A 26208-nucleotide genomic window follows, 5' to 3' on the forward strand; every position below is an offset into this window, starting at 1 on the left:
CGTCGGGAGAACAACCGCCATGGCAAGCCAGCTTACCGAATATCGCGGGTCCGGTCTCGCCGGGGGCATGGGCATCGCGGCGCTCGCGCTGGGCGGATTGGCCCTGGCCAATGCGCTGATCGCCAAGCGGGATGAGCGGCGCTACCCGCCCCGCGGCCGTTTCGTGACCGTCGACGGGGTGCGGCTGCACTATCTGGAGGCCGGCAGCGGTCCACCGGTGGTGGTGCTGCACGGCAACGTGTCGGCGGCGGACGACGCCCTGGCCAGCGGGATTTTCGACCGGTTGGCACAAAACCACCGGGTGGTGGCCTTCGACCGGCCCGGCATGGGACACAGCGAGCGTCCACGCGGCCCCGACTGGACGCCGGAGGATCAGGCGCGGTTGCTGGCCCACGCCTTCGCCATGCTCGGCATCGACCGGCCGGTGGTCATCGGCCATTCCTACGGCACCCTGGTGGCGTTGGCGCTGGCGCTCGATCATCCCGACGCGGCGGATGGCCTGGTGCTGATGGCCGGCTACTATTTCCCGACCAAGCGGCTCGATGCGCTGCTTGCCGCACCGGCGGCTGTCCCTGTGGTGGGCGACCTGCTGCGCCACACCGTGTCGCCGCCCTTCGCCAAGGTGATGATGCCGGCGGTTCTGAAAACCCTGTTCGCACCGCGCCCGGTGCCGGACGACCTGGAGGAAACCTTCCCGGCGGCGTTGACAACGCGACCGGGGCAGTTGCGCGCCAACGCTCAGGACGGCGTCACCCTGGTGCCGGCGGCCGAGCGGATGCAGCACCGCTACGCCGGCCTGCGGCTGCCGGTGGCGATCATCGCCGGACTGGAAGACCGTGTCGTCGAACAGCGGGAACAGAGCGGCCGGCTGCACCGGGTCATCCCGCACAGCACCCTGCACTGGGTGCCGGACGCAGGCCACATGGTGCATTACGCCGCCCCCGGCCTGGTGGTGCGCAGCGTCGACCAACTGGCTGCCGAACGCGCGCCCGCCGGTTCGTGAAACCGGCTTTCGCCGTGGCCTTCCGGGTCAAACGAAGCGGCGCAGAAGCAGACTGCCACCATGGTGCGGCAGGCGGGGATGCCAGGGAATGTCCGCCCGGCCGATCTCCTCGAAACCTTCCGCGGCATAGAGGCTGCGCGCCACCCCGTTGTCGGCCCAGACATGCAGGGTGACCCGATCGAAGCCACCGCCGCGGGCGCGTTCGTAGAACCAGCCGAGCAACCGCTTGGCGATGCCCCGGCGGCGCTGGTCGGAATCGACCGCCAGCGCCGCCAGGAAATAGCTGCCCCAGTCATGGGAGCCGGTGAACTCCGCCATATGGGCGACACGGTCCGGCGGCAGGCCGCTGTAATCCTCGGTGCGGATCCAGTCGGCAGGATAGCCGTGGGCGATCCCGACGATCCGCCCATCAAGCTCGGCCACGCCGCTCTGACGATGGGACAAGGAGCCGCTCCGGCCGGCAAGGCCCGGCGTCAGCATCTCCGCCGCCGTCATTCCCGGCATGAGGCCGTCGAGGAGAAAACCGTAGACGCCGCCGCCCGCGATATCGATCAGCCGCGCAAGCTCCGGTGCATCGTCGGCATCGGCCGGCCTGAGGCGGACAAGATGTTCGGAGATCCGGGGAATGGCGGGCATTGTGCGGCCTTCATCTGGTATCGGGAGGGCGGCAGGGGCGGACGGACAGGAAACCTTGCGGCATGACGCCCCGCACCGCGGTCGACGGGGACCCTTGTACCACGATCCCATCGGCCGGGCTGGCTCCGCCCTGGTGATCGCTCACTTGCGGTCGGCGGCCAGATTGAGGTCGTCGCGCAGTCGCAGGAGGGCGTCGCGCAACCGCCCCAATTCCTCCGCCGAGCTACCGGCGGCGGCGGCGATGTGCGACGGCAGGCACTCGGCCCTGCCGCGCAACTGGGCACCCTGCGGCGTCAGGCGGATGCGCACAAGACGCTCGTCCTGAGGGTCGCGGGCACGGGTGACCAGGCCCTGCCCCTCCAGCCGCTTCAGCAGCGGAGTGAGTGTGCCGCTGTCGAGTCCCAGCCGCTCGCCCAGCACCTTCATCGACTGGCCGTCCTCCTCCCACAGCAGCAGCATCATCACGTACTGCGGGTAGGTCAGGCCGATTTCCTCCAGCAGCGGGCGGTAGACGCGCGCCATCGCAAGGTTTGCTGAATAAAGCGCAAAGCAGGCCTGGTTGGAGAGCAGCAACGGATCGTCTCTGCCGGCCGTCATGATCCTGCCTCCTTCAGAGAATTCCACGAAAATGCACGCACCGCCGGAGCCTCGCACGCCGGTCGATCATGCAGGGCACAATCGCGCACGAAACCCCGGCGGTGCAATCCCCCGCCTCATCGCGGAACCGGCGAAACCTGTGGAACCGCATCGGAAGGCGGCAGGCGCCTCGCGACCGGATCAGACCACGGTCGTGGTGACGGGGATGTTGCCGCGGGTGGCGTGGCTGTAAGGGCAAACCTTGTGGGCACGGGCCAACAGATCCTCGGCGGCAGCCTTGTCCATTCCGGGCAGCGATACCGCGAAGTCGACGGTCAGGCCGAACCCTTCACCGTCGTCGCGGGCGCCGATGCCGACCTGCGCCGTCACCGTGAGGCCTGCCGGAACGGCTATCTTGTCACGGTTGCCAACGAACTTGATGGCGCCGATGAAGCAAGCCGAGTAACCGGCGGCGAAGAGCTGCTCCGGGTTGGTCGCACCGCCCTGCCCGCCCAGTTCCTTCGGCGCCGCCAGAGCGACCGACAGCAATCCATCCTCGCTCGCAGCCTTGCCGTCACGGCCACCGGTCGCGGTCACCTTGGTCGAATAGAGGGTCTTCATCGCTTTTACTCCTCGCTGTGATTTGCGGTGAGGCGCCGGTGCCATGGTCATCATGGTCGGCCCCTATGGGAGGCGGTGGGCCGCGCCTGGATGATGTCACGACCCGGTGTCTGTGTGAGAAGAAATATCGCTCACAATTTGATTGTGCGCAATCGTTTAAGGCATGCGCTATCATATTGCACGCAATGCGTCTGTTGCATGCGGTCCGGCTCCGCTGCGACGCCAATGCCCGAATCCGGAGTTTCCGAGCCGCGCGCACGGCCTGGCAGTCAAACGATCATGAAAATGCTTGTCTTTCGACAGGGCCAATGGGCTCTTGCAGCAGCCATCGCGGAGCTCTGCTCACTCATGCGAGGAGGACAGCCGTCTTCGAAAGTCACCACCACCGGAGAGGGCGCGACATGATGATCACAAATAAACGGACAAAGAAAAAGCCCTGGAACCGTTGGGTTCCAAGGCTTTTCCGATCCTTCCGGAACTGGTCGGAGCGACAGGATTTGAACCTGCGACCCCCAGACCCCCAGTCTGATGCGCTACCAGGCTGCGCTACGCTCCGTCAACTTCACCGCAGTGCTTGCGGCTTGGCTCCGGAAGGGAACGGGACTATAGCCGCGGGCTTTCGCCGATGCAACAACTCCCGTGATGATTTTTCAGCTTTTTTTGCTGCCGATTTCGGTCAGGCGGGACAGCACCGAACGCAAAGCGTTCAGCTCGTCCACCACCATCGTGATCTCGTGACGTACGGCGTCGGACAGTGCGGAAGCCTTGTCGTCATCCATGCCGCCTCGCATGTCGTTGACGGTGCCGTCGTCCCCGCCCTGCCCGTTCTCCGGTGCGGCGCCGTCGCCCCCCTCCGCGTCCTCTCTATCCTCGGCCAGCGGGGGCGTGGGATCGGACAGCCGGCCTTCCTTCAGCAGGCGTTGGACACCCTTGATGGTGTAGCGATCCTCGTACAGGAGCGCCTGAATGCGCCGTAGCAGATCGACATCTTCCGGCCGGTAGTAACGCCGGCCGCCACCACGCTTCAGCGGGCGGATTTGCGGGAACTTCGTTTCCCAGAAACGCAGGACGTGTTGCGGCACGCTCAGGTCGGCCGACACCTCGCTGATGGTGCGGTAAGCGGTGGCGGACTTCATGGCACGATCAAGCCCCGCGTTCACGGGACGGGACGGGCACCGGATCAGGCATGAAAGCGGACAGGGGTCGGCCCGTCATGTGACGCCGCCGTCAGGACAGCGCCCGTGCCTGCGCCGGAGCACCGCCCTCCTGCACGTCGTTGATGCGATTCTTCAGCACATGGCTGGCGCGGAAGACCAGGACACGCCGCGGCAGGATCGGCACCTCTTCCCCGGTCTTCGGGTTGCGGCCGATCCGTTCACCCTTTTGCCGAACCTGGAAACTGCCGAAGGACGAAATCTTGACCATCTCCCCGCGCGAGAGCGCATCGGAAATTTCGTCCAGGACGGTTTCGACCAGTTCCGCCGATTCGTTGCGCGACAACCCGACTTCCTGGTAGACGGCTTCGCTCAGTTGAGCGCGCGTGACCGTATTCTGAGACATTGTCGACCTCCCCCCCGCAACCGTTGCAAAGACGGTAATCCGGGGAAAGAAGGTCCGTCAATTCAAAAGCTTGACAGCCGGTCGCCGCCGCGGGCGGCTGGCGGAGGCGCAACACCCGCCGACATCCCGACCACGCCCCTGCATGCCGCGCCGCACCGGAAGGCGACGTTGCCGGCCTACCAGCGGATCAGCGCCGAACCCCAGGTCAGGCCGCCGCCGATCGCTTCCATCAGGATCAGGTCGCCGCGCTTGATGCGGCCGTCGGCCACCGCCTCGCCCAACGCCAGCGGGATCGACGCGGCCGAGGTGTTGCCGTGGCGATCCACCGTCAGCACCACCTTTTCCGGCGCCAGCTTCATCTTGCGCGCCAGTCCGTCGATGATCCGGCGGTTGGCTTGGTGCGGGACGAGCCAGTCGACGTCCGAGGCCTGCAGGCCGTTGGCGGCCAACGCCTCCTCCACCACCGCCGACAGCTTTGAGACGGCGTGGCGGAACACTTCCTGCCCGTGCATGCGCACATGGCCGATGGTCCCGGTCGACGACGCGCCACCGTCGACATAGAGCAGATCATACTGGCTGCCGTCGGAATGCAGATGCGCGGACAGCATGCCGCGATCGGTGGCGTCGCCGTTGCCCTCGTACCCCTCCAGCACCAGGGCGCCGGCACCGTCGCCGAACAGGACGCAGGTCGTACGGTCGTTCCAGTCAAGAAGCCGCGAGAAGGTCTCGGCGCCGATCACCAGGGCACGGCGTGCCTGGCGGGCACGCAGGAAGTTGTCGGCGACCGACAGGGCGTAGACGAAGCCGGCGCAGACCGCCTGGATGTCCATGGCGAAGCCGGCGGTACCCAGCGCCGCCTGGACCTTGGTGGCGGTGGCCGGGAAGGTGTTGTCCGGCGTGGTGGTCGCCAGGATGATGCAGTCGATGCTGGAGGCCGGCACGCCGGCATTCTCCAGCGCGCGCGTCGCCGCGGCGATCGCAAGGTCGGAGGTCTTCTCCCCCTCCATCGCGATATGGCGCGACTTGATGCCGGTGCGCTGGACGATCCATTCGTCCGTGGTTTCGACCCGCTGTTCCAGGTCCTGGTTGGTGACGACATTGGCCGGCAGGTAGAACCCGCAACCCAGAACTCGGGAACGCATGACCATCATTCAGCCCGCCGCCGCCTTCGAATCGGGGAGAGGGTTCGCGTCGGCTATGCGCCCCATCTCCTCCTTGATGCGCTCGTTGAAACCGTGCGCAGCCAGATTGATCGCAACCGCGACGGCGTTGGCGAAGCCGACGGCATCGGTGCCGCCATGGCTCTTCACGCAGACGCCACGCAGCCCCAGGAACATCGCACCGTTGTAGCGGCGCGGGTCGATCCGTTCGCGGAAGCGCTTGAAGGCGCCACGGGCCAGCAGATACCCGATCCGCGCCAGGAACGACGTGGCGAATGTTCGGCGCAGGAATTCGGAGAACAGCTTGGCCGTCCCCTCCGCCGTCTTCAGCGCGACGTTCCCGGTGAAGCCGTCGGTGACGACGACGTCGACCGTACCCAGGCCGATGTCGTTGCCCTCGACGAAGCCATGGAACCGTCCGGGCAACGGCATCTCCCGCAGGCTGGCCGCAGCCGCGCGCACGACCTCGTTGCCCTTGACGTCTTCCGAGCCGATGTTCAGCACACCGATCGTCGGCTCCGGCAGGCCGAGCACGGCACGTGCGAAGACCGCCCCCATCACCGCGAACTGGACGAGATTCTCGGGCTGGCATTCAGCGTTTGCGCCGAGATCCAGCATGACGCTCTCGCCCCGTTGCGTCGGGAAGAAGGAGGCGATCGCCGGCCGGTCGATGCCCGGCAGCGTCTTCAGCACGAACTTGGCCATCGCCATCAGGGCGCCGGTGTTTCCAGCCGACACCACGCAGGCCGCCTCGCCGGCAGCCACCGAATCGATGGCGAGCCGCATGCTGGACTGCCGTCCGGCGCGCAACGCCACCGCGGGCTTGGCATCGCCAGCCACGAAATCGGCAGTGTGGCGGATTTCCGCCACCGCCTTCAACGCCGGCCGCTGGCTGAGCAGCGGCTCGATCCGCTGCCGGTCGCCATACAGCAGGAAGCGCACGTCGGGATGGCGTTCCCGCGCGATGTCCGCCCCGGCAACCACCATGTCGGGACCGAGGTCACCGCCCATGGCGTCGAGGGCAATGGTCAGGCGCTGGCTCACCGCGAACAGGCTCCCCGGCTAGGACCCCGGCAGGGACGACGGGCGTCCCCGGCCTTCGGGACCCGGAACGACGCGATCGAGGTCAAGCGGCCGCGGTGCCGCTCTGAACCACTTCACGCTGGTCGTAATGGCCGCAAGACCCGCAGACATGGTGCGGGCGCTTCAGCTCGCCGCAGTTCTGGCACTCGTTGTAGGCCGAGGTCGGCAGAGCGTGGTGCGAACGCCGCATGTTGCGCCGCGACTTGGAGGTCTTCTTCTTCGGAACAGCCATGACCGTAAACTCTCTTCATTGGAAAGGGCGGCCCGAACAGGGGCCGCCCAGCGCGAGCGGCATTCAATAAGGCAAATGCCCCCAAAGGGCAAGCCCGAACAGCCCCCAATTTCCACGCCCCCGCCGCTCATTGGAGGGGGTTGGGGCCATGCTTCCCGCCGGCCGGGCTCCCGGCCTCTCATCCAGCCTAGTTCTTGGACTTCAACTGCTGGAGAACGGCGAAGGGATTGGGTTTCTCCGGCTCGGCCGGCGCCTCCTCCTCTTCCTCCGTGCCCTCGTCATAGCCCGTGAACTCGACCCCTTCAGCATGCGGATAGGGATCGAGCGCCAGCGAGAGGTGCTGGGCCGTCAACTCGCCGATATCGATGCGGTTGTTCTCCATCGGCTCCGGGATGTCCTCGTCGGAAAGGCTGGGATCGAAGTCGATCTCCAGCCCCTGGTCCTCGACCATCGTCTCCGGCGCGAACAGCGCCTCGAAGGTTTCGGTCACATGGGCGGGCACCGGCTCCAGGGTGACGACGCAGGTCTGGACCACGTCGGCCTCGAGCTTGCCGGACACCCTGATCATGGTGCCGCCGCGCACCGCGCGCAGGCGCACGGTCGCCGCAAGCCGGCCGATGGCCTCCAACTCCAGCCGCTCGGCAAGCGCGCGGCGCTCCCCTTCCGTCGCCTCTATGGTCTCGGTCACTTCGGCGCGGCGCACGGTGTCGGCATTGACGACACGCGAGAATTCGGGGGCGGGCACGGCGCCGTTCAGAGCAGTCATGGAATGGGTCCTGGTCGGGTCGATAAGGCGGGCGGCATCCGCCCCTCCCTGTCACATGCAGCCGCCGGTTCCGAAAGGCAAGCCCGCCGGCAGGCGGTCGCCGCAGATCGGACGGTGCGGATAGCGGGCATCACGGATATAGATAGAGTGCGGGCCGCATCATGCCGGCACGGGCACGGGCGCGAAGCGCGCCTCTCCCCGCAGCAGCGCCTCCAGCGGCTGGGCATCCAGCGCGGCGGCGCTGGCGCGCACGTAGCCGGCCATGGCGCCCAGGGCACCGGCCGGCGCCGGATCGACGGTGCCGTACAGATTGTTGTCCAACGCCACCTCCAGGCGGCCGTCTCCGGGTTCGGACAGCGCCTCGTCATAGGCGCGGATGCGGCCGGCCATGCCCCTCGCCATGGTCTTGACCCTGCGGGGAACGCCGCTGTCGCCGGCACCCATTTCCATCAGCGACTTCTCGAAGTCGTCGACCATGGCCTCGTACAAGCTCTGCGACAGTTTGGCAGCCCCGGCCCCTTGCCCCTTCAGCCGGCGCATGACCAGGAACAGGTGCAGCGCCACCATCTCGAAGCGTCCGTCCAGCGTGTCGGGAACACCGAAGGCGCTATAGAATCCAGGCTCCCGCGCCCGGGAAACGACGGTGGCGAACAGGCCGGACACCGCGGCGACCCGGCGGGAGCGCCCTCCCCCCGCGATCCGGACCAATAGCCGTTCTATGATGCTGGCCGACACGAAAGGTCACCCTTCCCGACTCGCAGACTCGTTGACAGGGCAAAGCGCCCGGTGCGATTGTCCGCACCGGAGGCTCCCCCGAATGGGGCGGCCATCCGCCCCGCCGGCTCCATCATAGCCTGAGCACCATGACCGAATCGAATATTTCCGCTTTCCGCACGGCCCTGCTGGGCACTGCCCTGCTTGCCGGCCTGGCCACCGCCGGATGCTCGCCGACCGTCGCCACCCGCGGCAACCTGACGGACCCGGAGATGGTGGCCGAACTGCAGCCGGGCCAGAGCCGCCGCGACGACGTCGCCGCGGTGCTCGGCACGCCGACCTCGGTCGGGACCTTCGATCCCAACGTCTGGTACTACATCGGCCAGAAGACGGAGAAGACCGCCTTCTTCGAACCGGAGGTGACCGAGCGCCGGGTTGTCGTCGCCCATTTCGACGACAACGGCATCCTGCGGCAGATCAAGACGCTCGACAAATCGAACGGCCAGGACATCGAGATGGTCGAGCGCACCACGCCGACCGCCGGCCGCGAGCTCGGCTTCCTGGAACAGATGATGGGCAACGTCGGCCGCTTCTCCGCGAAGGACACCAAGGGCAAGAGCCCCGGTAGCTGATCCGCGGATGAGCTTCTTGCCGGCGGGGGACCCGATGTCCAAGGCTGCGGCGGGCGCTGCACCGGTCGCCGAGGCGGGTACCGGAACCGACCTGCGCCACATGCGGGCCGCCCTGTCGCTCGCCGCGCGCGGGCTCGGCCGGACATGGCCGAATCCGGCGGTGGGCTGCGTGCTGGTCCGCGATGGCGCGGTGATCGGCCGCGGATGGACCCAGCCGGGCGGCCGCCCCCACGCGGAAACCGAGGCGCTGGCCCAGGCACGGCGGCTGGCGGGCGGCGCCGAGGGTGCAACGGCCTATGTCACGCTGGAGCCCTGCAACCACTACGGCAAGACGCCGCCCTGTGCGCTGGCGCTGGTCGAGGCCCGGGTGGCGCGCGTCGTCGTCGCCTGCCGGGATCCCGATCCGCGGGTGGCCGGCGGCGGCCTCGCCCGCCTGCGCGACGCCGGCATCGCCGTGGACACCGGTCTCTGCGAGGCCGAGGCGCTGGCCCTCAACGAAGGCTTCTTCAACCGCCTGACGCTTGGGCGGCCGCTGGTCACCCTGAAGGTCGCGAGCACGCTGGACGGCCGCATCGCCACCCGCAGCGGTTCCTCGCAATGGATCACCGGCCCGGCCGCACGGGCCTGGGGCCATCGGCTGCGCGCCACCAACGACGCGATCATGGTCGGCATCGGCACGGCGCTGGCCGACGACCCCGAACTCACCTGCCGCCTGCCGGGGCTGGAGGACCGCAGCCCGGTCCGGATCGTGCTGGACAGCCGCCTGCGCCTGCCCCCGGACGCGGCGCTGGCGGTCGACGCCGGTAGGACCCCGACCTGGGTCGTCACCGGCCCCGCCCCCGATCCCGCCCGTGCCGGAGCGCTGGCGGAGCGCGGGGTGGACGTGATCCCGGTCGCCACCGCTCCCGACGGCCGCATCGATCCCGCCGCCGCCCTGGCGGCGCTGGCGGCGCGTGGCATGACCCGGGTGCTGGTTGAGGGTGGTGCTGCGCTTGCGGGCTCCCTGTTCGGAGCCGGTCTGGTCGACCGGCTGGAATGGTTTCGCGCCGCCTCGCTGATCGGCGGCGACGGCCTGCCGGCGGTTGCCGGCTTCGGGGTCGAGGCGTTGGCGGAGATGGCCCGTTTCGAGCGGGTGACGGTGCAGGCCGCGGGGGCGGACCTGGCCGAGCGCTACCGCAGGTCCGCCCTGGCGGACCGGTCCCCGCCCTCGACCTGACAGACGCAACAGTCCGTTGCGTGGCACGCGGCGTCGCGCGCGCTTCCCCTGGGCGCGAAACCTGCTAAATTCGCCGCCATGTTCACTGGAATCATCACCGATGTCGGGCGCGTCCGGGCCGTGGAGCGGCAGGGCGACACCCGGTTCACCATCGAGACCGCCTTCGACACGGAGACGATCGCGATCGGGGCGTCCATCGCCCACAACGGCGTCTGCCTGACGGTCATCGAAAAGGGACCAGGGGCCTACGTCATCCAGGCGTCTGGGGAAACCCTGTCCAAGACCACCCTCGGCGGTTGGGAGCCCGGCACGCCGGTCAACCTGGAACGCGCGCTGAAGGTCGGCGACGAGCTGGGCGGCCACATCGTGTCCGGACATGTCGACGGCGTCGGCCGGCTGGTGTCGATCCGCCCCGAAGGCGAGTCGCTCCGCCTGACCTTCGAGGCGCCGGCAGCGCTGGCCAAATATATCGCCTCCAAGGGCTCCGTCGCCATCGACGGCGTGTCGCTGACCGTCAACGAGGTCGACGGCGCCCGGTTCGGCGTGAACATCATCCCCCACACCCAGTCCGCCACCACCTTCGGCGGCCTGAAGGAGGGCGATGCGGTCAATCTCGAGATCGACATGCTGGCGCGCTACGTCGCCCGGCTCGCGGGGCAGGAATGACGTCCGAGTTTCACAAGTACCTGTCGACGGCCGAAGAGATCATCGACGAGGCGCGTCAGGGCAGGATGTTCATCCTGGTCGACGACGAGGACCGGGAGAACGAGGGCGACCTGGTGATCCCCGCCTCCTGCGCCACGCCGGAAGCGGTGAACTTCATGGCCAAGCATGGCCGCGGCCTGATCTGCCTGACCATGGACCGGCCGAACATCGAACGGCTGCGCCTGCCGCTGATGGCGCAGCAGAACGCCTCGCGCCACCAGACCGCCTTCACCGTCTCCATCGAGGCGCGCGAAGGGGTCACGACCGGCATCTCCGCCGCCGACCGCGCCCGCACCATCGCCGTCGCCATCGACCCGGCGTCCGGGCCGCAGGACCTCGCCACCCCCGGCCACATCTTCCCGCTGCTGGCACGCGACGGCGGCGTCCTGGTCCGCGCCGGGCACACCGAGGCGTCGGTGGACATCGCCCGGCTGTCCGGACATTCGCCGGCCGCCGTGATCTGCGAGATCATGAACGACGACGGCACCATGGCCCGCCTGCCGGATCTCGTGCAGTTCGCCCAGTTCCACGGGCTGAAGGTGGGCACCATCGCCGACCTGATCGCCTACCGCCGCCACACCGAGACGATCGTCGAGCAGGTGCTGGCCGGCAATCTCGACAGCCGCTACGGCGGCCGCTTCCAGACCTACGTCTACATCAACAAGATCCAGTATGCCGAGCACATCGCGCTGGTGCGGGGCGACATCTCCGGCGATGAGCCGGTCCTCGTGCGGATGCATGCCCAGTCGGTGCTGGACGACGTGCTGGGCGACCGCAACTCCGGCCGCGACAACGACCTGCATGCGTCGATGGAACTGATCGCCAGGGAAGGCCGCGGCGTCGTTGTGCTGCTGCGCGAGCCGAACCCCAGCGGCCTGTCGACCGTCCTGAAGGCCCGGCTGGAAGGCCAGGCGAGCAGCGCGCCGGAACTGCGCGACTACGGCATCGGTGCCCAGATCCTCCTCCACCTGGGGGTGCGGCAGATGGTGCTGCTGTCGAACCGGAAGAAGCCGATCATCGGGCTCGAAGGCTACGGCCTGACCGTGGTCGGGCATCGGCCGATCACGCCCGGCGCCGAGCCCCTGGGCGACGACTGACCTCCCCCAGGACCAGCAGCAGGCCCAGCAGCGGAACCGATCGCCACCGGATGACCGATACGCCCCACATCATGATCGTGGATGCCCGCGCCCACGAGGACATCGCCGAAGAGCTGGTGCGGGGCGCCGTCGCGGAACTGGACCGCGCCGGCGCCAGCCACATCCGCTACGGCGTGCCGGGCTGCCTGGAAATTCCGGCGGCGATCATGTACGCCATCCGCTCCATGGATTTCTTCACCGCGCGCAAGCGGTTCGACGGCTATGTGGCTCTCGGCTGCGTGATCCGGGGCGAGACGACGCGCTACGAAACCATCTGCGCGGAAAGCGCACACGGCCTGCAGGATCTGGCCCTGCGCTACACGCTGGCGGTCGGCAACGGCATCCTGACGGTGGAAAACCGCGAGCAGGCCTGGGCGCGCGCCAACGTCGGATCGGTGAACATGGGCGGCCAAGCGGCGCGCGCCTGTCTTGACATGATTGACCTGAAGCGCAAATTCCGCCTCTATCCGCGCTGATCCCGACATCTCCTCTTTTTTAGCGATCGCAGACATGAGCAACGACGACGCGGGCAGCCCCGTGACACCCGAACGCGCCTCAGGCGAACACAAGGCCGGTGACCCCAAGGGCGCGAAGCCGAAGTCCCGGAAGAACAAGACCGGCGGCGGCTCCGCCAAGGCCCGCCGCAAGGCCGCCCGTCTGGCTGCGGCCCAGGCGCTGTACCAGATCGACCTTGCCCAGGCACCGGTCGAGAACGTCGTCGGCGAGTTCGTCGCGCATCGTCTTGGCGAGGAGATCGACGGTGCCAAGTTCGTCGCCGGCGATCCGCAGCTTTTCGCCGACATCGTGCGCGGGGTCACCCACCGCCGTGCCGAGGTGGACGGAGTGCTGGGCGCGGCCCTCGACCCGCGCTTCCCGCTCGACCGGCTGGAGCTTCTGCTGCGGGCGATCCTTCGGGCCGGCGCCTACGAGATCGCCGTGCATCTGGACACCCATCCGCGCATCCTGATCAGCGAGTATGTCGACGTCGCCCGCGCCTTCTTCTCCGGCCGCGAGCCGGCGATGGTGAACGGCGTCCTCGACCACGTTGCCCGCGCGCTCCGCGCCGAGGACCTGGCGAAGCCCGACCCCGGCCGGTCCCAGGCCGAGGAGTGAGCTCCGGTTCCCCGCTTTCGCGGGGATGACGCCCAGCCGGCGAAACCCAGCCACCGCCCCTGGACCGAAGGGTGGACAGGGTCATTCCCCCGCGGGAGGGGGAGAGATCGATCGGACCCCCGACCATGGCCACCCCCCCTCCCTCCGGCGAATTCGGCCGCATCTCCCGTTACTTCAAACCGCTGGCCGCCGGCTTCGCCGGCGCACGGGGGTTGCGCGACGATGCCGCGGTGTTCGGGCTGCCCGAGGGGCAGGAGCTGGTGGTCACCACCGACGCAATGGTCGCGGGGGTTCATTTCTTCCCCGACGACCGGCCGGAGGATATTGCGGCCAAGTTGCTGCGCTGCAACCTGTCCGATCTCGCCGCCATGGGGGCGGAGCCGCTGGCATACACGCTGGCGACCGCCTTGCCCCGCGACCTTCCGGAGGCTTGGCTGGGGGCTTTCGTCCGCGGGCTGGCCGGCGACCAGGAACGGTTCGGCATAGGGCTCGCCGGTGGCGATTCGGTGTCCACATCCGGCCCGATCACCCTGTCGGTCACCGCCTTCGGTCTGGTTCCGGCCGGCCGGGCGCTGCCGCGATGGGGCGGGCAGCCGGGTGACAGGGTTTTCGTCACCGGGACGATCGGCGACGCGGCGCTGGGTCTGGAGATCGCCTATGGCCGTCTCGACATGCCGGACGCTGCGGCCCGTGACCATCTGCTGCGCCGGCTGCGCCGCCCCGACCCCCGCACCGGTCTCGGACCTCGGCTGATCGGGCTCGCGACGGGAGCGCTCGACGTGTCCGACGGGCTGGTCGCCGACCTCGGCCATCTCTGCGAGGAGTCGGGCTGTGCCGCCCTGCTGTACGGCGATGCCGTGCCGCTGTCGGAGGCCGCGGTCGGCGCCATCGACGGCGATGCGGCGCGGCTGGCCCTGGCGATCACCGGCGGCGACGATTATGAACTGCTCTTCTGTGCGCCATCGTCGGCCACGGAAACCCTCGCGTCGCTAGCGGCCGACAGCGGGGTATCCATCACGCAGATCGGCGAGCTGGTGCCGGGGCGGGCCGGCACGGTGACGGTGCTGGACGCTGCCGGCGCTCCGCTGCCGCTCGCCCGCCGGGGGTGGGATCACTTCTGAGCACCTGCTTCCGGGCAGGGTTTCCGGGGCCGCCGGATCGCCGGCTTAAGACAATGGAAAGCCCATACGGCGCAGGGTGCCGCGGCATTCCGGTTTCCTGAAGGTGTGGTGCGGTGGTCAAGGCCCTGATCGTGCTCGTGCTGGGCGTCCTGCTTCTGGGCGGCGCCGGCTTCGGCGGCTGGTTCGTCTACCAGAAGTATTTCGTCGCCCACCAGGACGAGCCGAAGAAGGTGGAGCCGCCGCCCAAACCACCGACATCCTTCGTCCGTCTGGCGCCGCTGGTTGTGCCGATGATCGGGCCGTCGCGAGTCGAGCAATTCGTGACGGTGGTGGTGGCGGTGGAGGTGGTGCAGGAGAAGCAGCCGATGGTCCAGGCCAACCAACCCCGCCTGACCGATGCCTTCCTGACGGCGATCTACGGCGGGATCGGCGACAAGTCGATCCTCTCCGGCCCGCTCGTCAACATTCCCGCCCTGAAGGACAAGCTGATCGAAGCCGCCGGCAAGATCGTCGGCAAGGATGCCGTCCAGGACGTGCTGGTTCAGGCGGTTACGCAGCGTAATCTCTGACCGCTCCCACAGGCACACGCAACCGGTTCCCATTGCGCAGTGCAACAATCCCGGAGGTACCGACAAAGGTCAGGTGTGCCCCCGGCCATTTCGCCGCGCGACCCACGTCCCGGCGGCGGTTGCAAAGGCGCGCCAGCGGGCGCATGCTTTTCCCGGCAATACTTGCGCCCGACTTCTCCCCCATTCGCTTTGCATTTGGCACGGCCTGGGAGACGCCTTTCATGGGCGCGACCTGGAAAATGAATCGGGGGATGCGATGGCTTTAGCGTTCATCGTCATCATCGCCGCCGGCCTGCTTGCGCTGGCGTACGGTTTTTACACAAGCAGACAAGTGATGGCCGCATCGCCGGGATCGGAGCGGATGCAGGCGATCGCGGCCGCGGTGCAGGAGGGCGCGCGCGCCTACCTGAACCGCCAATACACCACCATAGCCATAGCCGGCGCCGTGCTCCTGGTGATCCTGTGGGCGACGTTGGGCTTCGCCGTGGCGCTCGGCTTCCTGATCGGCGCGGTGCTCTCCGGCTCGGCGGGCTACATCGGCATGAACGTGTCGGTGCGCGCCAACGTCCGCACCGCGGAAGCGGCAACGCGCGGACTGGCGCCGGCGCTGGACATCGCCTTCAAATCGGGCGCCATCACCGGCATGCTGGTGGTCGGGCTCGGCCTGCTCGGCGTCGGCGTCTATTTCGCCCTGCTGACCATGGTCTACCACATCAACGATCCGGTCGAGGTGCGCAAGGTGCTGGAGGCGCTGGTGGCCCTCAGCTTCGGCGCCTCGCTGATCTCGATCTTCGCCCGGCTGGGCGGCGGCATCTTCACCAAGGGCGCCGACGTCGGCGCCGACCTCGTGGGCAAGGTGGAGGCCGGCATCCCGGAGGACGACCCGCGCAATCCGGCGGTCATCGCCGACAATGTCGGCGACAACGTCGGCGACTGTGCCGGAATGGCCGCCGACCTGTTCGAGACCTACGCCGTCACCATCGTCGCCACCATGCTGCTGGCGGCGATTTTCTTTTCGGGCGGCGTGTTGCGGCTGATGCTGGTCTATCCGCTGCTGATCGGTGCGGTGTGCATCCTCGCCTCGGTCGCCGGAACCTATGCGGTGACGCTCGGACCGGACGGCGCCATCATGAAGGCGCTCTACAAGGGGCTTCTGGCGGCAGCCGGGCTATCGCTGGTGCTGATCCTGATCGTCACCGCCGTGCTGTTCGGATTCACCCGTGCGATCCCGATGGCGGGCGCCGGCACGATCACCGGGCTGAACCTGTTCGTCTCGGCGCTGGTCGGGCTGGGCGTCACCGGCCTTCTGGTGTGGATCACCGAATTCTACACTTCGACCGCCTTCCGGCCGGTGCGCAGCGTCGCCAAGGCGTCGGAGACCGGCCACGGCACCAACGTCATCCAGGGGCTGGCGGTCTCGATGGAATCGACCGCCCTGCCGGTGATCGTCATCTGTGCCGGCATCCTGATCGCCCACGGCCAGGCCGGTGTCTTCGGGATCGGAATCGCCGCCACCACCATGCTGGCGCTGGCCGGCATGGTGGTGGCGCTCGACGCCTATGGCCCGGTGACCGACAACGCCGGCGGCATCGCCGAGATGTCGGAGATGCCGGCTGAAATCCGCGTCACCACCGACGCGCTGGACGCGGTCGGCAACACCACCAAGGCGGTGACCAAGGGCTATGCCATCGGCTCCGCCGGCCTTGCCGCACTGGTGCTGTTCGCCGCCTATGTCCAAGACCTCGGCCATTACTTCCCGAATGTTCCGGTGGAGTTCCGGCTCAACGACCCCTATGTCGTCGTCGGCCTGCTGGTGGGCGGCCTGCTGCCCTACCTGTTCGGCGCCATGGGCATGACGGCGGTCGGACGCGCCGCCGGTTCCGTGGTGGTGGAGGTCCGGCGCCAGTTCCGCGAGATCGCCGGCATCATGGAAGGCACCGCCAAGCCGGACTACGGCCGCGCCGTCGACATGCTGACCAAGGCCGCGATCAAGGAGATGGTGATCCCGTCGCTGCTGCCGGTGCTGGCGCCGGTGGTTCTTTATCTGGTCATCGCCGCCATCGGCGGGCAGGCGGCCGGTTTCGCCTCGCTGGGCGCCATGCTGCTGGGCACCATCGTCACCGGAATATTCGTCGCCATTTCGATGACGTCCGGCGGCGGCGCCTGGGACAACGCCAAGAAATTCATCGAGGAAGGCAACCACGGCGGCAAGGGCTCCGACGCCCACAAGGCGGCGGTGACCGGCGACACCGTCGGCGATCCCTACAAGGACACCGCCGGCCCGGCGGTGAACCCGATGATCAAGATCACCAACATCGTGGCGATCCTGCTGCTGGCGATCCTGGCGCAGGCCGGCTGAGGGCCGGCAATCACTGCCGTGCCGGCTCTCCTTCTCCCTGGTTCCCGGCTTCGCCGGTGACCGGGGAGAAGGAGAGCCTCACAGCCTCCGGCCCGTTCAGACCTCGGGCGTCGCCTCGGGCGCCAACTGGCCGACGAACTCGTTGAAGTCGGACGCTTCGCGGAAGTCCTTGTAGACGGAGGCGTAGCGGATGTAGGCGACCTGATCGAGCGTCTGCAGCGCCTCCATGATCTTCTCGCCGATCTGCTTCGACGGGATCTCGCTGTCGCCGGATGATTCCAACTGGCGGACGAGGCTGTTGACCACCCGGTCGATCCGGTCGATGTCGATCGGCCGCTTGCGCAGCGCGATCCTCATCGACCGCAGCAGCTTCTCGCGGTCGAAGGGTTCGCGGTGGCCGTTGCTCTTCACGACGGTCAGCTCGCGCAATTGCACACGCTCGAAGGTCGTGAAGCGGGCACTGCAACTGGGACAGAAGCGCCGCCGGCGGATCGCCGAATTGTCTTCCGTCGGTCGCGAGTCCTTGACCTGTGTGTCCTCGTTTCCGCAGAACGGGCAGCGCATCTGTCGTTTCCCCGGATGCTTAGAGGGTCGGATAGATCGGGAACTGGCGGCACAGGCCGCGCACACGCTCGCGGACCGATGCCTCGACCGCCGTGTTGTCGCCGGAGTTGCTGGCGGCCAGGCCGTCCAGGGTCTCGACGATCATCTCGCCGACCTGGCGGAACTCGGCGGTGCCGAAGCCGCGGGTGGTCGCCGCCGGGCTGCCCAGGCGGACACCGGACGTGATCATCGGCTTCTGCGGGTCGAAGGGAACGCCGTTCTTGTTGCAGGTCATCCCGGCATGTTCGAGGCTGGCCTCGGCCGCCTTGCCGGTCAGGTTCTTCGGCCGCAGGTCGACCAGCACGATGTGGCTGTCGGTGCCGCCGGAGACGATGTCCAGCCCGCCTTCGATCAGGGTCTTGGCCAGGATCTGGGCGTTGTCGACCACCGCCTGGGCGTAGGCCTTGAATTCCGGACGCAGCGCTTCGGCGAATGCCACCGCCTTGGCGGCGATGACGTGCATCAGCGGGCCGCCCTGCAGGCCCGGGAAGACCGCCGAATTGATCTTCTTGGCGATGTCTTCCTTGTTGGTCAGCACCATGCCGCCACGCGGACCGCGCAGGGTCTTGTGGGTGGTGGTGGTGACCACGTCGGCGTAGGGGAACGGGTTCGGATAGACGCCGCCGGCGATCAGGCCGGCATAGTGGGCGATGTCCACCATGAAGAAGGCGCCGACCTCGTCCGCGATGGCACGGAAACGCTGGTAGTCGAGAACGCGCGGATAGGCCGACCCACCGGCGATGATCAACTTCGGCTTGTGCTCGCGGGCCAGGGCTTCGACCTGGTCGAAGTCGATCAGGTGGTCGTCCTTGCGGACGCCGTACTGCACGGCCTTGAACCACTTGCCCGACAGGTTGGGGGTGGCGCCATGGGTCAGGTGGCCGCCGGCGGCGAGCGACATGCCCAGCACGCAGTCGCCCGGCTGCAGCAGGGCCAACAGCACCGCCTGGTTGGCTTGGCTGCCGGAATTCGGCTGCACGTTGGCGAAGTCGCAGCCGAACAGCTTGCAGGCGCGCTCGATCGCCAGGGTCTCGGCGACGTCGACGAACTCGCAGCCGCCGTAATAGCGCTTGCCCGGATAGCCTTCGGCATACTTGTTGGTGAGGACGGAGCCCTGCGCCTCCAGAACCGCCTGGGAGACGATGTTCTCGGACGCGATCAGCTCGATCTGCTCCTGCTGGCGCACCAGCTCGTCGCGCACCGCGCGGGCCAGTTCGGGATCGGTCTCGGCAAGCGAGGCGGCGAAGAAGCGGCCGATCTCGGCGGAATTGCTGCTGGACATGGCGGTGGGCTCCTCATCGAATACGCGAAACGATCCGGACCAGACGAACGGAAGGCTTCAGGCAGGGGTCATCAGACACAATTGTCCGGGCGCTGTCGCGTCCCGGCCGCGGGCCCGAGGGCCAAATTCATGCAGCCGCATAGCGCGCCGCAAAGGGTATCGCGCGGTTGCGCGGTCAACCCATCTTGGCGATGCGGCGGCTGTGGCGTTCGCCGCCTTCGAACTCCGTCTTCAGGAACACGTCGACGCAATCCTTCGCGATCTCCGCACCGATGATGCGGGCGCCGAGCGCGATCACGTTGGCGTCGTTGTGCTCGCGCGACAGGCGGGCGGTGGTGACGTCGTGGACCAGCGCCGCGCGGATGCCGGGATGCCGGTTGGCGGCAATGCTGATGCCGATGCCGCTGCCGCAGACCAGCACGCCGCGCTCGGCGCGCCCGTCGGTGACGGCGGCGGCGAGGGCGGCGGCGAAGTCCGGATAATCCACCGACGACGGACCATCGGTGCCGAGGTCGAGGACGCTGAAACCGGCGCCCTCCAGTTGCCGGGCGATCTGAGCCTTCAGCTCATATCCGGCGTGGTCGGAGGCGAGGGCTACGGTGCGGACGGTCATGGCGGTGAAAACTCCGGTGCGTGCCAATCGGTGTCGTGATCTCGCGGTCGACCCGCAAGGCAACGAAAGACGCCCGCACCCTACCAGATGTCGATGCGAACCGCCACTGCCACACCATGACGTGGATGCATGGCAAGAATCGGAAGGCCCGGCGGCCTTCGGAGGTCCGCCCGGCGCCTCGCGTCCATCGACGCCCATTGCAACCCGGCGCCACACCAACCCGGGAAAGTTCCGGGGCGAATTTCACCTCTTCGTTGTCCCGGGAGAAGGAAGGGAGATAACCGATTCGTTATAGGGGGGTAGAAAGCGTCAATTGCCGCGCGTGACTCGGCGGAAAATTCAAAGCCCTTGCCTACTACACAGCCCTTAAAGCAGGGGCGGAGCCACAACCGGGTCGCGGTTTTCAGCGAATGCTGATTTACGCAGCGCTGCTTTGTTCTGAACGGCAAAAGCAACTATTTTGACGCTTGCGGAAATTATATTGACACCCAAATCACGGTATGCAACTTGGTTGCTACGGACAAATGAAAGACCAGGACACAGTGCAATGAGCGACCAGCTTCGCGCCGATGTGCCGGACAATGCGCTGCTGCGGATGACCGCCGACATCGTATCGGCGTATGTCAGCAAGAACGTGTTGCCTGCTCAGCAAATCCCCGACGTGATCAATACCGTCTACTCGTCATTGACCGGCCTGAATGGTCAGCCGAGGGAGGTTGCGGCGGAACCGCTGAAGCCGGCCGTTCCGATTCGCAAGTCGGTCACGCCTGAATACATCGTCTGCCTGGAAGACGGAAAGAAATTGAAGATGCTGAAACGGCATCTTCGCAGCACCTACAACATGTCGCCCGACGAATACCGTACACGCTGGGGACTTCCGCCCGACTATCCGATGGTCGCGCCGAACTATGCCGCTCAGCGTTCCGAGTTTGCCAAGCGCATCGGCCTCGGCCGCAGCTCCGGCCGCCAGACCCGCCGCAAGACCGGTTAATTCCTCAGTCCGTCCGTATGCAACGCGGGCCGCTCCTGTTTAAGGCGGCCCGTGTGCGTGTCATGTGCGCGTGCGCTCCGCACATTTGAAGTCTGTTTGGTTGAATTCGCGAAACGGCCTCCGCGGCACCGGGTCCGGAACGGGTGCGGCGGCGATCCTTACGCGCCGCTTCCCCGCCCGTCAGGCGCCTGCCGGACCCGGCTGTCAGTTGCAGCCCTTGCGCCCCGACAGGCGGCAGTTGAACCGGTCGACGTTACGGCCGAGTTCTTTTCCGGTCGCCACATTCTCATCGTTGAGGCAGGTCAGGTAGGCCATCGTCTTGTCGACGTATTCCTTTACCTCGCCCTGACAGGACGACATCTTGTCGGCGCTGACGAAGGTGCCGGGATCGTCCATGCACACCGGCGCCCCGGGCTTCAGGCAGATCGCGGCCGGCGTCGTCGGTTGCGGCACCGTGTTCCCCGGCATGGTGCCGGCTCCGGAACCGCTGCCCGAGCCGCTGCCCGATCGGCCGTTGGCCGCCGGCACGGCATGGCCGGGGGTTCCGGACTGCGCGGTCGGGGACGCGGCCCAGGACGATGGGGATGCCGCCACCAGGGTGGTGGCCCACAGTGCCGCCGTCAGGGCTGCGCGCAGGAAAGCCGTCACACGAACCATCGCCTCGATCCTCTGGGGTTTGTTCCTCGCCCTCGGGCGGCCAGCCGGGCCGCCATCCGGGGGCTGACTTTATGCGCCATTCGTTCAGCGAAGCGCGCTTCTACAAGCGTTAAGCCGCCTGCGCCAGTGCCATCGGGCAGGCATAGGTCTACTGTCTGGCCCGAGCGGTTCGCTCTACGACCGGCGGTGCGACTGAAGGTCGTGCCTGCCGGCGTGGGCATGCCGGCGCTCACCATCAGCAAAAGCCAGACTTCCATGCGCGCCGCCCGGTCCTGTCCGGCGGCGCGTTTTTCTTCGCCCCGCCTGCGCCGCGTACCGCTGACGGCACAATGCGCGCGTCAGCGCCGCCCGCCGCCGGGAGTCCCCTGCCCCGGACCGGATTTGCTCTGGACGAACCTCAGCTTGTTGATGGCCGTGCGCTTCAGCAATTCCATGCTGCCCGTCGCCGGTCCGGCCACCGACACCTCGACGCCGGTCTTGGCGTCGATGGCGACCACCTTCAGGTAGCTTCCGACACGGTGGAACTCGAACAGGACTTCATCGCCCCCGCCTGTCTGGGCCATCTGCTCCGTCTCCTCCTGTTTCCCAAAGGTCAGTACCAATCGTTGGAGGCTGCAACAACGCCCTCCCCTGCCGTGTTGTCGAGGCTGCCGGGTCGCAAGCCGGTGCCCGGCACCATCGAACAGCGAGGAAGGAACCGCCACCATGGCCGCCAAGACGATGCAGGATCTGCTGATCGAGGATCTTCGCGACATCTACCATGCCGAGAAGCAGATCGCGAAGGCCCTGCCCAAACTGGCGCGGGCTGCGCATTCCGAACAACTCCGAAAGGCGTTCGAACTTCATGTCGAGCAGACCAACGGCCAGATCGAGCGCCTGCAGCAGGTCTTCGACGAATTGGACACCCGCGCCCGCGGCAAGCATTGCGATGCGATGGAGGGGCTGATCAGCGAAGCGCAGGAAATTCTGGAAATGGGCCTCGCCCCCGAGGTGCAGGACGCCGCCCTGATCGCCGCCGCCCAGAAGGTCGAGCATTACGAGATTGCCAGCTACGGCACGCTCCATGCCTACGCCACCGCCTGCGGCCTCGACAAGGTCGCCAAGCTCCTGGAGGAAACCCTCTCCGAGGAGAAGGACACCGATACCCTGCTGAACAAGCTCGCGATCGGCGACGTCAACAAGAAGGCGCTCGCCGCCGGCGGCCGCAAGGCCGCCTGACGGGGTGGCCGGCGCCCAAGGCATCCAGGCGCCGGCCGTGACCTCTGCGCCGCCGGCCGCTTCGGCGGCCCGGCGGCAGTTGAAACACCCGCGTCGGACCGGTAGGATTTGCGTCCCGCCGGTCCTTCGTGGTGTTCCGTCATGCGCGGCCAGCCGTCCGCTCCGCTTCTTGCCGTCCTCTTCGCGCTGTTCACGATCCTGGCCGCATCCGCCGGGCCGGCCCTGGCGGCTGAAGGCGGTCCCGGGGGGCCGCCGCCATCGGTGCGGATCAAGCCGCTGATGGTCCCGGTGGTGAACGGCAACCGTATCGAGAAATACACGCAGATCGAGGTCAATCTCGAGATCGCCGACGCACTGCGGCTCGGCGAGGTGCAGCTCAGCATTCCGCGCCTGCAGGACGCCATCCTGACCGCCATCTACAAAGGCATCGAGGAGGGATGGATCGTCCGCGGGAACATTGCCAACGTTCCCGCCCTGCGCCGCCGCATCGATGAGTCGGTCGTCGCGATGTTCGGCAAGGATGTCGTCAGCCGTATCCTGATCACACCTGTCGCGCGCCAGTCGTCGCTGTAGCAGCAGCCTGCCGGCTCCGGCCGGCCCTTGGAATTCGCCGGGAAAATTCGCCAGGAAAGTAACCGCCATGGCCGTCGTTTACGTCGCGCGCAGCGCCGCCTTGACCAAGTGGGCATCCGACGTCGGGCAGGGGAAGCACATCTTCAAGCTCGGTGTCGCCGAGGACGAGGCCGCCGCAAAAGCGGCCATCGCCACCGGCTGGGGCGGGGAGAACGACTGGAAGCTGGTGCAGTCCAAGACGATCGACGGCCAGGGCCTTGACGAGGACGAGGCCCTGGCGAGGCTCGGCCGCCGCGAGAAAGTCATCGACCCCACCTACTACCCGCGTCTGAAGGGAACGCCCGGTGTGTTCCGCATCGCGCTCGCCAATGTCCAGAACAGCCTGCTGGTCGCCAAGGCGATGACCGCGGACGAGCCGCTGACCGAGATCAAGGTCAAGCCGAAGGACATCGCCGACTACATGATCCGCAATGCCATCGCCTGAACCTGCCCCGCCCGCCGTCCCTCCGCCCCCGCTTCTGCCGGCCATCCGCCGTGTCGGACTCGACGCGCTGACCACGCACGAACTTTACGAGCTGCTGCGGCTGCGCAGCAGCGTCTTCGTGGTGGAGCAGACATGCCCCTATCCCGACATCGACGGGCGTGACGCGAACGCCCTGCACCTGATCGCCACCGACCGCAGCGGCAACATCGCCGGCTGCGCCCGCTGCCTGCCGCCGACGGGCGACGCTCCCGATGCACCGGTTTCGTTTGGGCGCTTGGCGGTCGACCGCTCGCACCGCGCCACCGGGCTTGGACGCGCCCTGGTCGCCGAAGCCCTGTCCGTCCTTGCGGAGACTTGGCCCGGCCGCACCGTCGTCATCGGTGCACAGCTCCATCTCGAACGCTTCTATGGCGGCTTCGGCTTCCGGCGCAGCGGCGCCGTCTATGACGATTTCGGCATCGCACACATCGATATGCACCTGCAGCGCTGAAGCTGCCGCGCCGAAGAGCGCCGGAGCTATTGGGAATGCATATTGGTGTATTCACGACCGGCGATTATTTCAACTCTTCGCGAGCATGCTTCCGCTTGCGTTTAAGATTTCCTTCAGAAAATAGAATTAGAGCATCCTTAAAGGCCTGACCTCGTGATCCATGCATGAAGTCGGGTGATTGGCAGCGATCTGGCCGCTCCATTCGACGTCCCTGCCGTAATGCGGGCACCGCGAAAGGTCCCAATGGTGGCATCAGGACAGGGATTTGATCGCAATGGGGTCGATGCCAGTCGTCACATGAGGGTCATGACGATGTCCTGGTTCACCAATCTTCGTATCGGCGGGAAGCTGCTGTCGGCCTTCGCTGTCCTTATTGCGATCACCGGCGGAATCAGCGCCGCCAATTATGTCACGCTGTCCTCGATCCAGACCTCGATCGACTGGACGATCCACACTTACCGCGTGATCCAGACCGCGGATATCGTCATGGCGGCAATGGTCGACCAGGAAACGGGACTGCGCGGCTACCTGGTCAGCGGCGACGACGCCTTCCTGGATCCCTTCCGCAAAGGGCAACAGGCTTTCGACTCGGCCTTCGGCGACGTCAAGAAACTGACCGCCGACAACCCGCAGCAGCAGGCCAGGCTCGACGAGTTGCGCAAGCATGCCGAGACATGGCGGCGGACGGTGGCGGAACCGGAAGTCGCCCTGATGGCCAAGGCCGAGACGCGCGCCGAAGCACGCGCGATGGAGGCGAAGGCACTGGGCAAGACCTCGATGGACAGCATCCGGGCACTGGTCGTCCAGATCGAGGCCACCGAGCGCGGGTTGCTCGACCGGCGCAAAGCCGAGCAGCAGGACGCCTTCTCCACCGGCTACATGACCGCAATAGGCGGCGCCCTGCTGACGGTTCTGGCCGCGGTGACGGCCGGACTGCTGCTGCGCCGGTCGATCGCCGCACCGATCGTCGCCATGACCACCGTCATGGTGCGTTTGGCCGGCGGCGACCGCAAGGTCGAGGTGCCGTGTGTCGGTCGCGGCGACGAAGTAGGCGCGATGGCCAATGCGGTCGACGTCTTCAAGCGCAACGCCATCGAGGCCGACAGGCTTGCCGCCTCCCAGCGGGAGGAGGAAGAGGCGAAATCCCGCCGCGCGGCCCGCCTGGACGACCTGATGCGTGCCTTCGAAGGCAACGTCACCGCCGTGGTGCAGGGGCTGTCGGGTGCGGCGGCGCAGATGCAGCAGTCGGCCGGAACCCTGACCACCACTGCCGATATGACCAGCCAGCAGAGCACGGCCGTGGCATCGGCCGCCGAACAGGCATCCGCCAACGTGCAGACCGTGGCCGCCGCCGCGGAAGAACTGTCCTCCTCCATCGGCGAGATCGGCCGTCAGGTCGCCCAGTCGACCCGGGTGGCCGAACAGGCGGTGACGGGCGCGGGAAGGGCCAACAGCGTCGTCTCGGGATTGGCCGACGGCGCCCAGCGGATCGGCGACGTGGTAAGCCTGATCAACAACATCGCCAGCCAGACCAACCTGCTGGCGCTGAACGCGACGATCGAGGCGGCCCGCGCCGGCGAGGCCGGCAAGGGCTTCGCCGTCGTGGCGAGCGAGGTGAAGAGCCTGGCCGACCAGACCGCCAAGGCAACCGAGGAAATCACCGGACAGATTTCGGCAATCCAGGGGGCGACGCGCGAGGCCGTCACCACGATCGAGGAGATCGGTCGCATCATCACCGAGATCAGCCAGATCTCCGCCACCATCGCCTCGGCGGTGGAGGAGCAGAGCGCAGCCACCCAGGAGATCAGCCGCAATGTCCAGGAAGCGGCCCAGGGGACGCAACAGGTCACCAGCACCATCGTCGGGGTGACCCATGTCGCCGGCGACACCGGGCGTGCCGCCGACGACGTCCGCAGCGTCGCCGACCGCCTGGGCGACGAGGCGGCCCGCCTGCGGCGCGAGGTGGAGAGCTTCCTGGCCGGCGTGAAGGCCGCCTGAGGAACGGGCGGTGTACGGTCCGCCCCTTCCCCGCTCTCGCGGGGAAGGGGCGCTACGCGAAGCTGAACCGGCAGGTCGGCGTCTTAGAGTGTGATCG

Annotated in this window: 31 protein-coding genes and 1 tRNA gene; 16 read left to right on the forward strand and 16 right to left on the reverse strand. The window is 67.4% G+C overall.

The features are described 5' to 3' along the window. The first annotated feature begins 19 nt into the window (after positions 1-19). The gene (locus tag J2850_RS03370) at positions 20-1003 is read left to right on the forward strand and encodes an alpha/beta fold hydrolase (RefSeq protein ID WP_209978775.1); all 984 of its coding nucleotides are present in this window, start codon (positions 20-22) and stop codon (positions 1001-1003) included. 27 nt (positions 1004-1030) lie between these two features. On the opposite strand, the gene J2850_RS03375 is transcribed toward J2850_RS03370, so the two are convergent. The 11 genes from J2850_RS03375 to J2850_RS03425 form a co-directional block, all read right to left on the reverse strand. Continuing rightward, positions 1031-1639 carry a GNAT family N-acetyltransferase gene (locus tag J2850_RS03375; RefSeq protein ID WP_209978776.1) on the reverse strand — a complete coding sequence of 203 codons (609 nt, stop codon included), beginning with the start codon at positions 1637-1639 and terminating at the stop codon, positions 1031-1033. A 141-nt stretch (positions 1640-1780) separates the two neighbouring features. Further along, positions 1781-2236, reverse strand: a complete 456-nt coding sequence (locus J2850_RS03380) for a MarR family winged helix-turn-helix transcriptional regulator (protein ID WP_209978777.1) — start codon at positions 2234-2236, stop codon at positions 1781-1783. A gap of 180 nt (positions 2237-2416) precedes the next feature. Then, the gene (locus tag J2850_RS03385) at positions 2417-2836 is read right to left on the reverse strand and encodes an organic hydroperoxide resistance protein (protein WP_209978778.1); all 420 of its coding nucleotides are present in this window, start codon (positions 2834-2836) and stop codon (positions 2417-2419) included. Positions 2837-3315: 479 nt separating this feature from the next. Next, positions 3316-3392, reverse strand: a tRNA-Pro gene (locus tag J2850_RS03390). Positions 3393-3486: 94 nt separating this feature from the next. Then, positions 3487-3972: a MerR family transcriptional regulator gene (locus J2850_RS03395; RefSeq protein ID WP_209978779.1), complete on the reverse strand. Its 486-nt coding sequence runs from the start codon at positions 3970-3972 to the stop codon at positions 3487-3489. A 91-nt stretch (positions 3973-4063) separates the two neighbouring features. Then, a complete protein-coding gene (locus J2850_RS03400) occupies positions 4064-4396 on the reverse strand; it encodes an integration host factor subunit alpha (RefSeq protein ID WP_209978780.1) in 333 nt (110 codons plus the stop codon). Positions 4397-4572: 176 nt separating this feature from the next. Next, entirely contained in the window at positions 4573-5544 is a 972-nt protein-coding gene (locus J2850_RS03405; RefSeq protein WP_281414952.1) for a beta-ketoacyl-ACP synthase III, read from the reverse strand. A gap of 3 nt (positions 5545-5547) precedes the next feature. Continuing rightward, positions 5548-6600: a phosphate acyltransferase PlsX gene (gene plsX, locus J2850_RS03410; protein ID WP_209978782.1), complete on the reverse strand. Its 1053-nt coding sequence runs from the start codon at positions 6598-6600 to the stop codon at positions 5548-5550. Between the two features lie 82 nt (positions 6601-6682). Continuing rightward, positions 6683-6871, reverse strand: coding sequence for a 50S ribosomal protein L32 (rpmF, locus tag J2850_RS03415; RefSeq protein ID WP_085088893.1), 189 nt, complete (start codon positions 6869-6871; stop codon positions 6683-6685). A 187-nt stretch (positions 6872-7058) separates the two neighbouring features. After that, complete coding sequence (locus tag J2850_RS03420) at positions 7059-7637, reverse strand: YceD family protein (protein WP_209978783.1); 579 nt, start codon at positions 7635-7637, stop codon at positions 7059-7061. A gap of 159 nt (positions 7638-7796) precedes the next feature. Beyond that, complete coding sequence (locus J2850_RS03425; protein ID WP_307353886.1) at positions 7797-8372, reverse strand: ubiquinol-cytochrome C chaperone family protein; 576 nt, start codon at positions 8370-8372, stop codon at positions 7797-7799. 128 nt (positions 8373-8500) lie between these two features. On the opposite strand from J2850_RS03425, the gene J2850_RS03430 reads away from it, so the two are divergent. The 9 genes from J2850_RS03430 to J2850_RS03470 all read left to right on the forward strand — a co-directional run bounded on the left by J2850_RS03430 (position 8501) and on the right by J2850_RS03470 (position 17202). Continuing rightward, complete coding sequence (locus J2850_RS03430) at positions 8501-8983, forward strand: outer membrane protein assembly factor BamE (protein ID WP_209978784.1); 483 nt, start codon at positions 8501-8503, stop codon at positions 8981-8983. 100 nt (positions 8984-9083) lie between these two features. After that, on the forward strand, positions 9084-10199 hold the full coding sequence (gene ribD / locus J2850_RS03435) for a bifunctional diaminohydroxyphosphoribosylaminopyrimidine deaminase/5-amino-6-(5-phosphoribosylamino)uracil reductase RibD (protein ID WP_209979351.1): 1116 nt from the start codon (positions 9084-9086) through the stop codon (positions 10197-10199). A gap of 78 nt (positions 10200-10277) precedes the next feature. Then, positions 10278-10865, forward strand: coding sequence for a riboflavin synthase (locus tag J2850_RS03440; protein WP_209978785.1), 588 nt, complete (start codon positions 10278-10280; stop codon positions 10863-10865). After that, positions 10862-12001: a 3,4-dihydroxy-2-butanone-4-phosphate synthase gene (gene ribB / locus J2850_RS03445; RefSeq protein ID WP_209978786.1), complete on the forward strand. Its 1140-nt coding sequence runs from the start codon at positions 10862-10864 to the stop codon at positions 11999-12001. The genes J2850_RS03440 and ribB overlap by 4 nt, the downstream gene beginning before the upstream one ends. A gap of 50 nt (positions 12002-12051) precedes the next feature. Further along, positions 12052-12516 carry a 6,7-dimethyl-8-ribityllumazine synthase gene (locus J2850_RS03450; protein ID WP_209978787.1) on the forward strand — a complete coding sequence of 155 codons (465 nt, stop codon included), beginning with the start codon at positions 12052-12054 and terminating at the stop codon, positions 12514-12516. Between the two features lie 34 nt (positions 12517-12550). Continuing rightward, positions 12551-13153 carry a transcription antitermination factor NusB gene (gene nusB, locus J2850_RS03455; protein WP_209978788.1) on the forward strand — a complete coding sequence of 201 codons (603 nt, stop codon included), beginning with the start codon at positions 12551-12553 and terminating at the stop codon, positions 13151-13153. A 125-nt stretch (positions 13154-13278) separates the two neighbouring features. Then, complete coding sequence (thiL, locus tag J2850_RS03460) at positions 13279-14274, forward strand: thiamine-phosphate kinase (protein WP_209978789.1); 996 nt, start codon at positions 13279-13281, stop codon at positions 14272-14274. 113 nt (positions 14275-14387) lie between these two features. Continuing rightward, positions 14388-14843, forward strand: coding sequence for a hypothetical protein (locus J2850_RS03465; RefSeq protein WP_209978790.1), 456 nt, complete (start codon positions 14388-14390; stop codon positions 14841-14843). A gap of 256 nt (positions 14844-15099) precedes the next feature. Continuing rightward, complete coding sequence (locus J2850_RS03470; protein ID WP_209978792.1) at positions 15100-17202, forward strand: sodium-translocating pyrophosphatase; 2103 nt, start codon at positions 15100-15102, stop codon at positions 17200-17202. A gap of 96 nt (positions 17203-17298) precedes the next feature. On the opposite strand, the gene nrdR is transcribed toward J2850_RS03470, so the two are convergent. From nrdR to rpiB, 3 genes are all read right to left on the reverse strand, one after another. Further along, positions 17299-17766, reverse strand: a complete 468-nt coding sequence (gene nrdR / locus J2850_RS03475; RefSeq protein WP_209978794.1) for a transcriptional regulator NrdR — start codon at positions 17764-17766, stop codon at positions 17299-17301. A gap of 19 nt (positions 17767-17785) precedes the next feature. Then, the gene (glyA, locus tag J2850_RS03480) at positions 17786-19087 is read right to left on the reverse strand and encodes a serine hydroxymethyltransferase (RefSeq protein WP_209978796.1); all 1302 of its coding nucleotides are present in this window, start codon (positions 19085-19087) and stop codon (positions 17786-17788) included. A gap of 175 nt (positions 19088-19262) precedes the next feature. Continuing rightward, the gene (gene rpiB, locus J2850_RS03485; protein WP_209978798.1) at positions 19263-19700 is read right to left on the reverse strand and encodes a ribose 5-phosphate isomerase B; all 438 of its coding nucleotides are present in this window, start codon (positions 19698-19700) and stop codon (positions 19263-19265) included. A gap of 547 nt (positions 19701-20247) precedes the next feature. Between rpiB and J2850_RS03490 the strand changes: the two genes are divergently transcribed. Further along, on the forward strand, positions 20248-20691 hold the full coding sequence (locus J2850_RS03490) for a Ros/MucR family transcriptional regulator (RefSeq protein ID WP_209978800.1): 444 nt from the start codon (positions 20248-20250) through the stop codon (positions 20689-20691). Between the two features lie 204 nt (positions 20692-20895). Here J2850_RS03490 and J2850_RS03495 read toward each other — a convergent pair whose 3' ends face one another. Beyond that, a complete protein-coding gene (locus J2850_RS03495; RefSeq protein ID WP_209978802.1) occupies positions 20896-21348 on the reverse strand; it encodes a hypothetical protein in 453 nt (150 codons plus the stop codon). A 338-nt stretch (positions 21349-21686) separates the two neighbouring features. Next, positions 21687-21911, reverse strand: coding sequence for a DUF6898 family protein (locus J2850_RS03500; RefSeq protein WP_209978805.1), 225 nt, complete (start codon positions 21909-21911; stop codon positions 21687-21689). Positions 21912-22053: 142 nt separating this feature from the next. On the opposite strand from J2850_RS03500, the gene J2850_RS03505 reads away from it, so the two are divergent. From J2850_RS03505 to J2850_RS03525, 5 genes are all read left to right on the forward strand, one after another. Continuing rightward, entirely contained in the window at positions 22054-22566 is a 513-nt protein-coding gene (locus J2850_RS03505; RefSeq protein WP_209978806.1) for a YciE/YciF ferroxidase family protein, read from the forward strand. A 141-nt stretch (positions 22567-22707) separates the two neighbouring features. Further along, entirely contained in the window at positions 22708-23139 is a 432-nt protein-coding gene (locus J2850_RS03510; protein ID WP_209978808.1) for a hypothetical protein, read from the forward strand. Positions 23140-23206: 67 nt separating this feature from the next. Further along, entirely contained in the window at positions 23207-23623 is a 417-nt protein-coding gene (locus J2850_RS03515) for a hypothetical protein (protein WP_209978810.1), read from the forward strand. Next, complete coding sequence (locus J2850_RS03520; protein ID WP_209978812.1) at positions 23610-24113, forward strand: GNAT family N-acetyltransferase; 504 nt, start codon at positions 23610-23612, stop codon at positions 24111-24113. The genes J2850_RS03515 and J2850_RS03520 overlap by 14 nt, the downstream gene beginning before the upstream one ends. 306 nt (positions 24114-24419) lie before the next feature. Continuing rightward, positions 24420-26111, forward strand: a complete 1692-nt coding sequence (locus J2850_RS03525; protein WP_246512770.1) for a methyl-accepting chemotaxis protein — start codon at positions 24420-24422, stop codon at positions 26109-26111. Positions 26112-26208 lie beyond the last annotated feature (97 nt).

It is taken from the genome of Azospirillum picis (assembly GCF_017876115.1).
Taxonomy (GTDB): Bacteria; Pseudomonadota; Alphaproteobacteria; order Azospirillales; family Azospirillaceae; genus Azospirillum; species Azospirillum picis.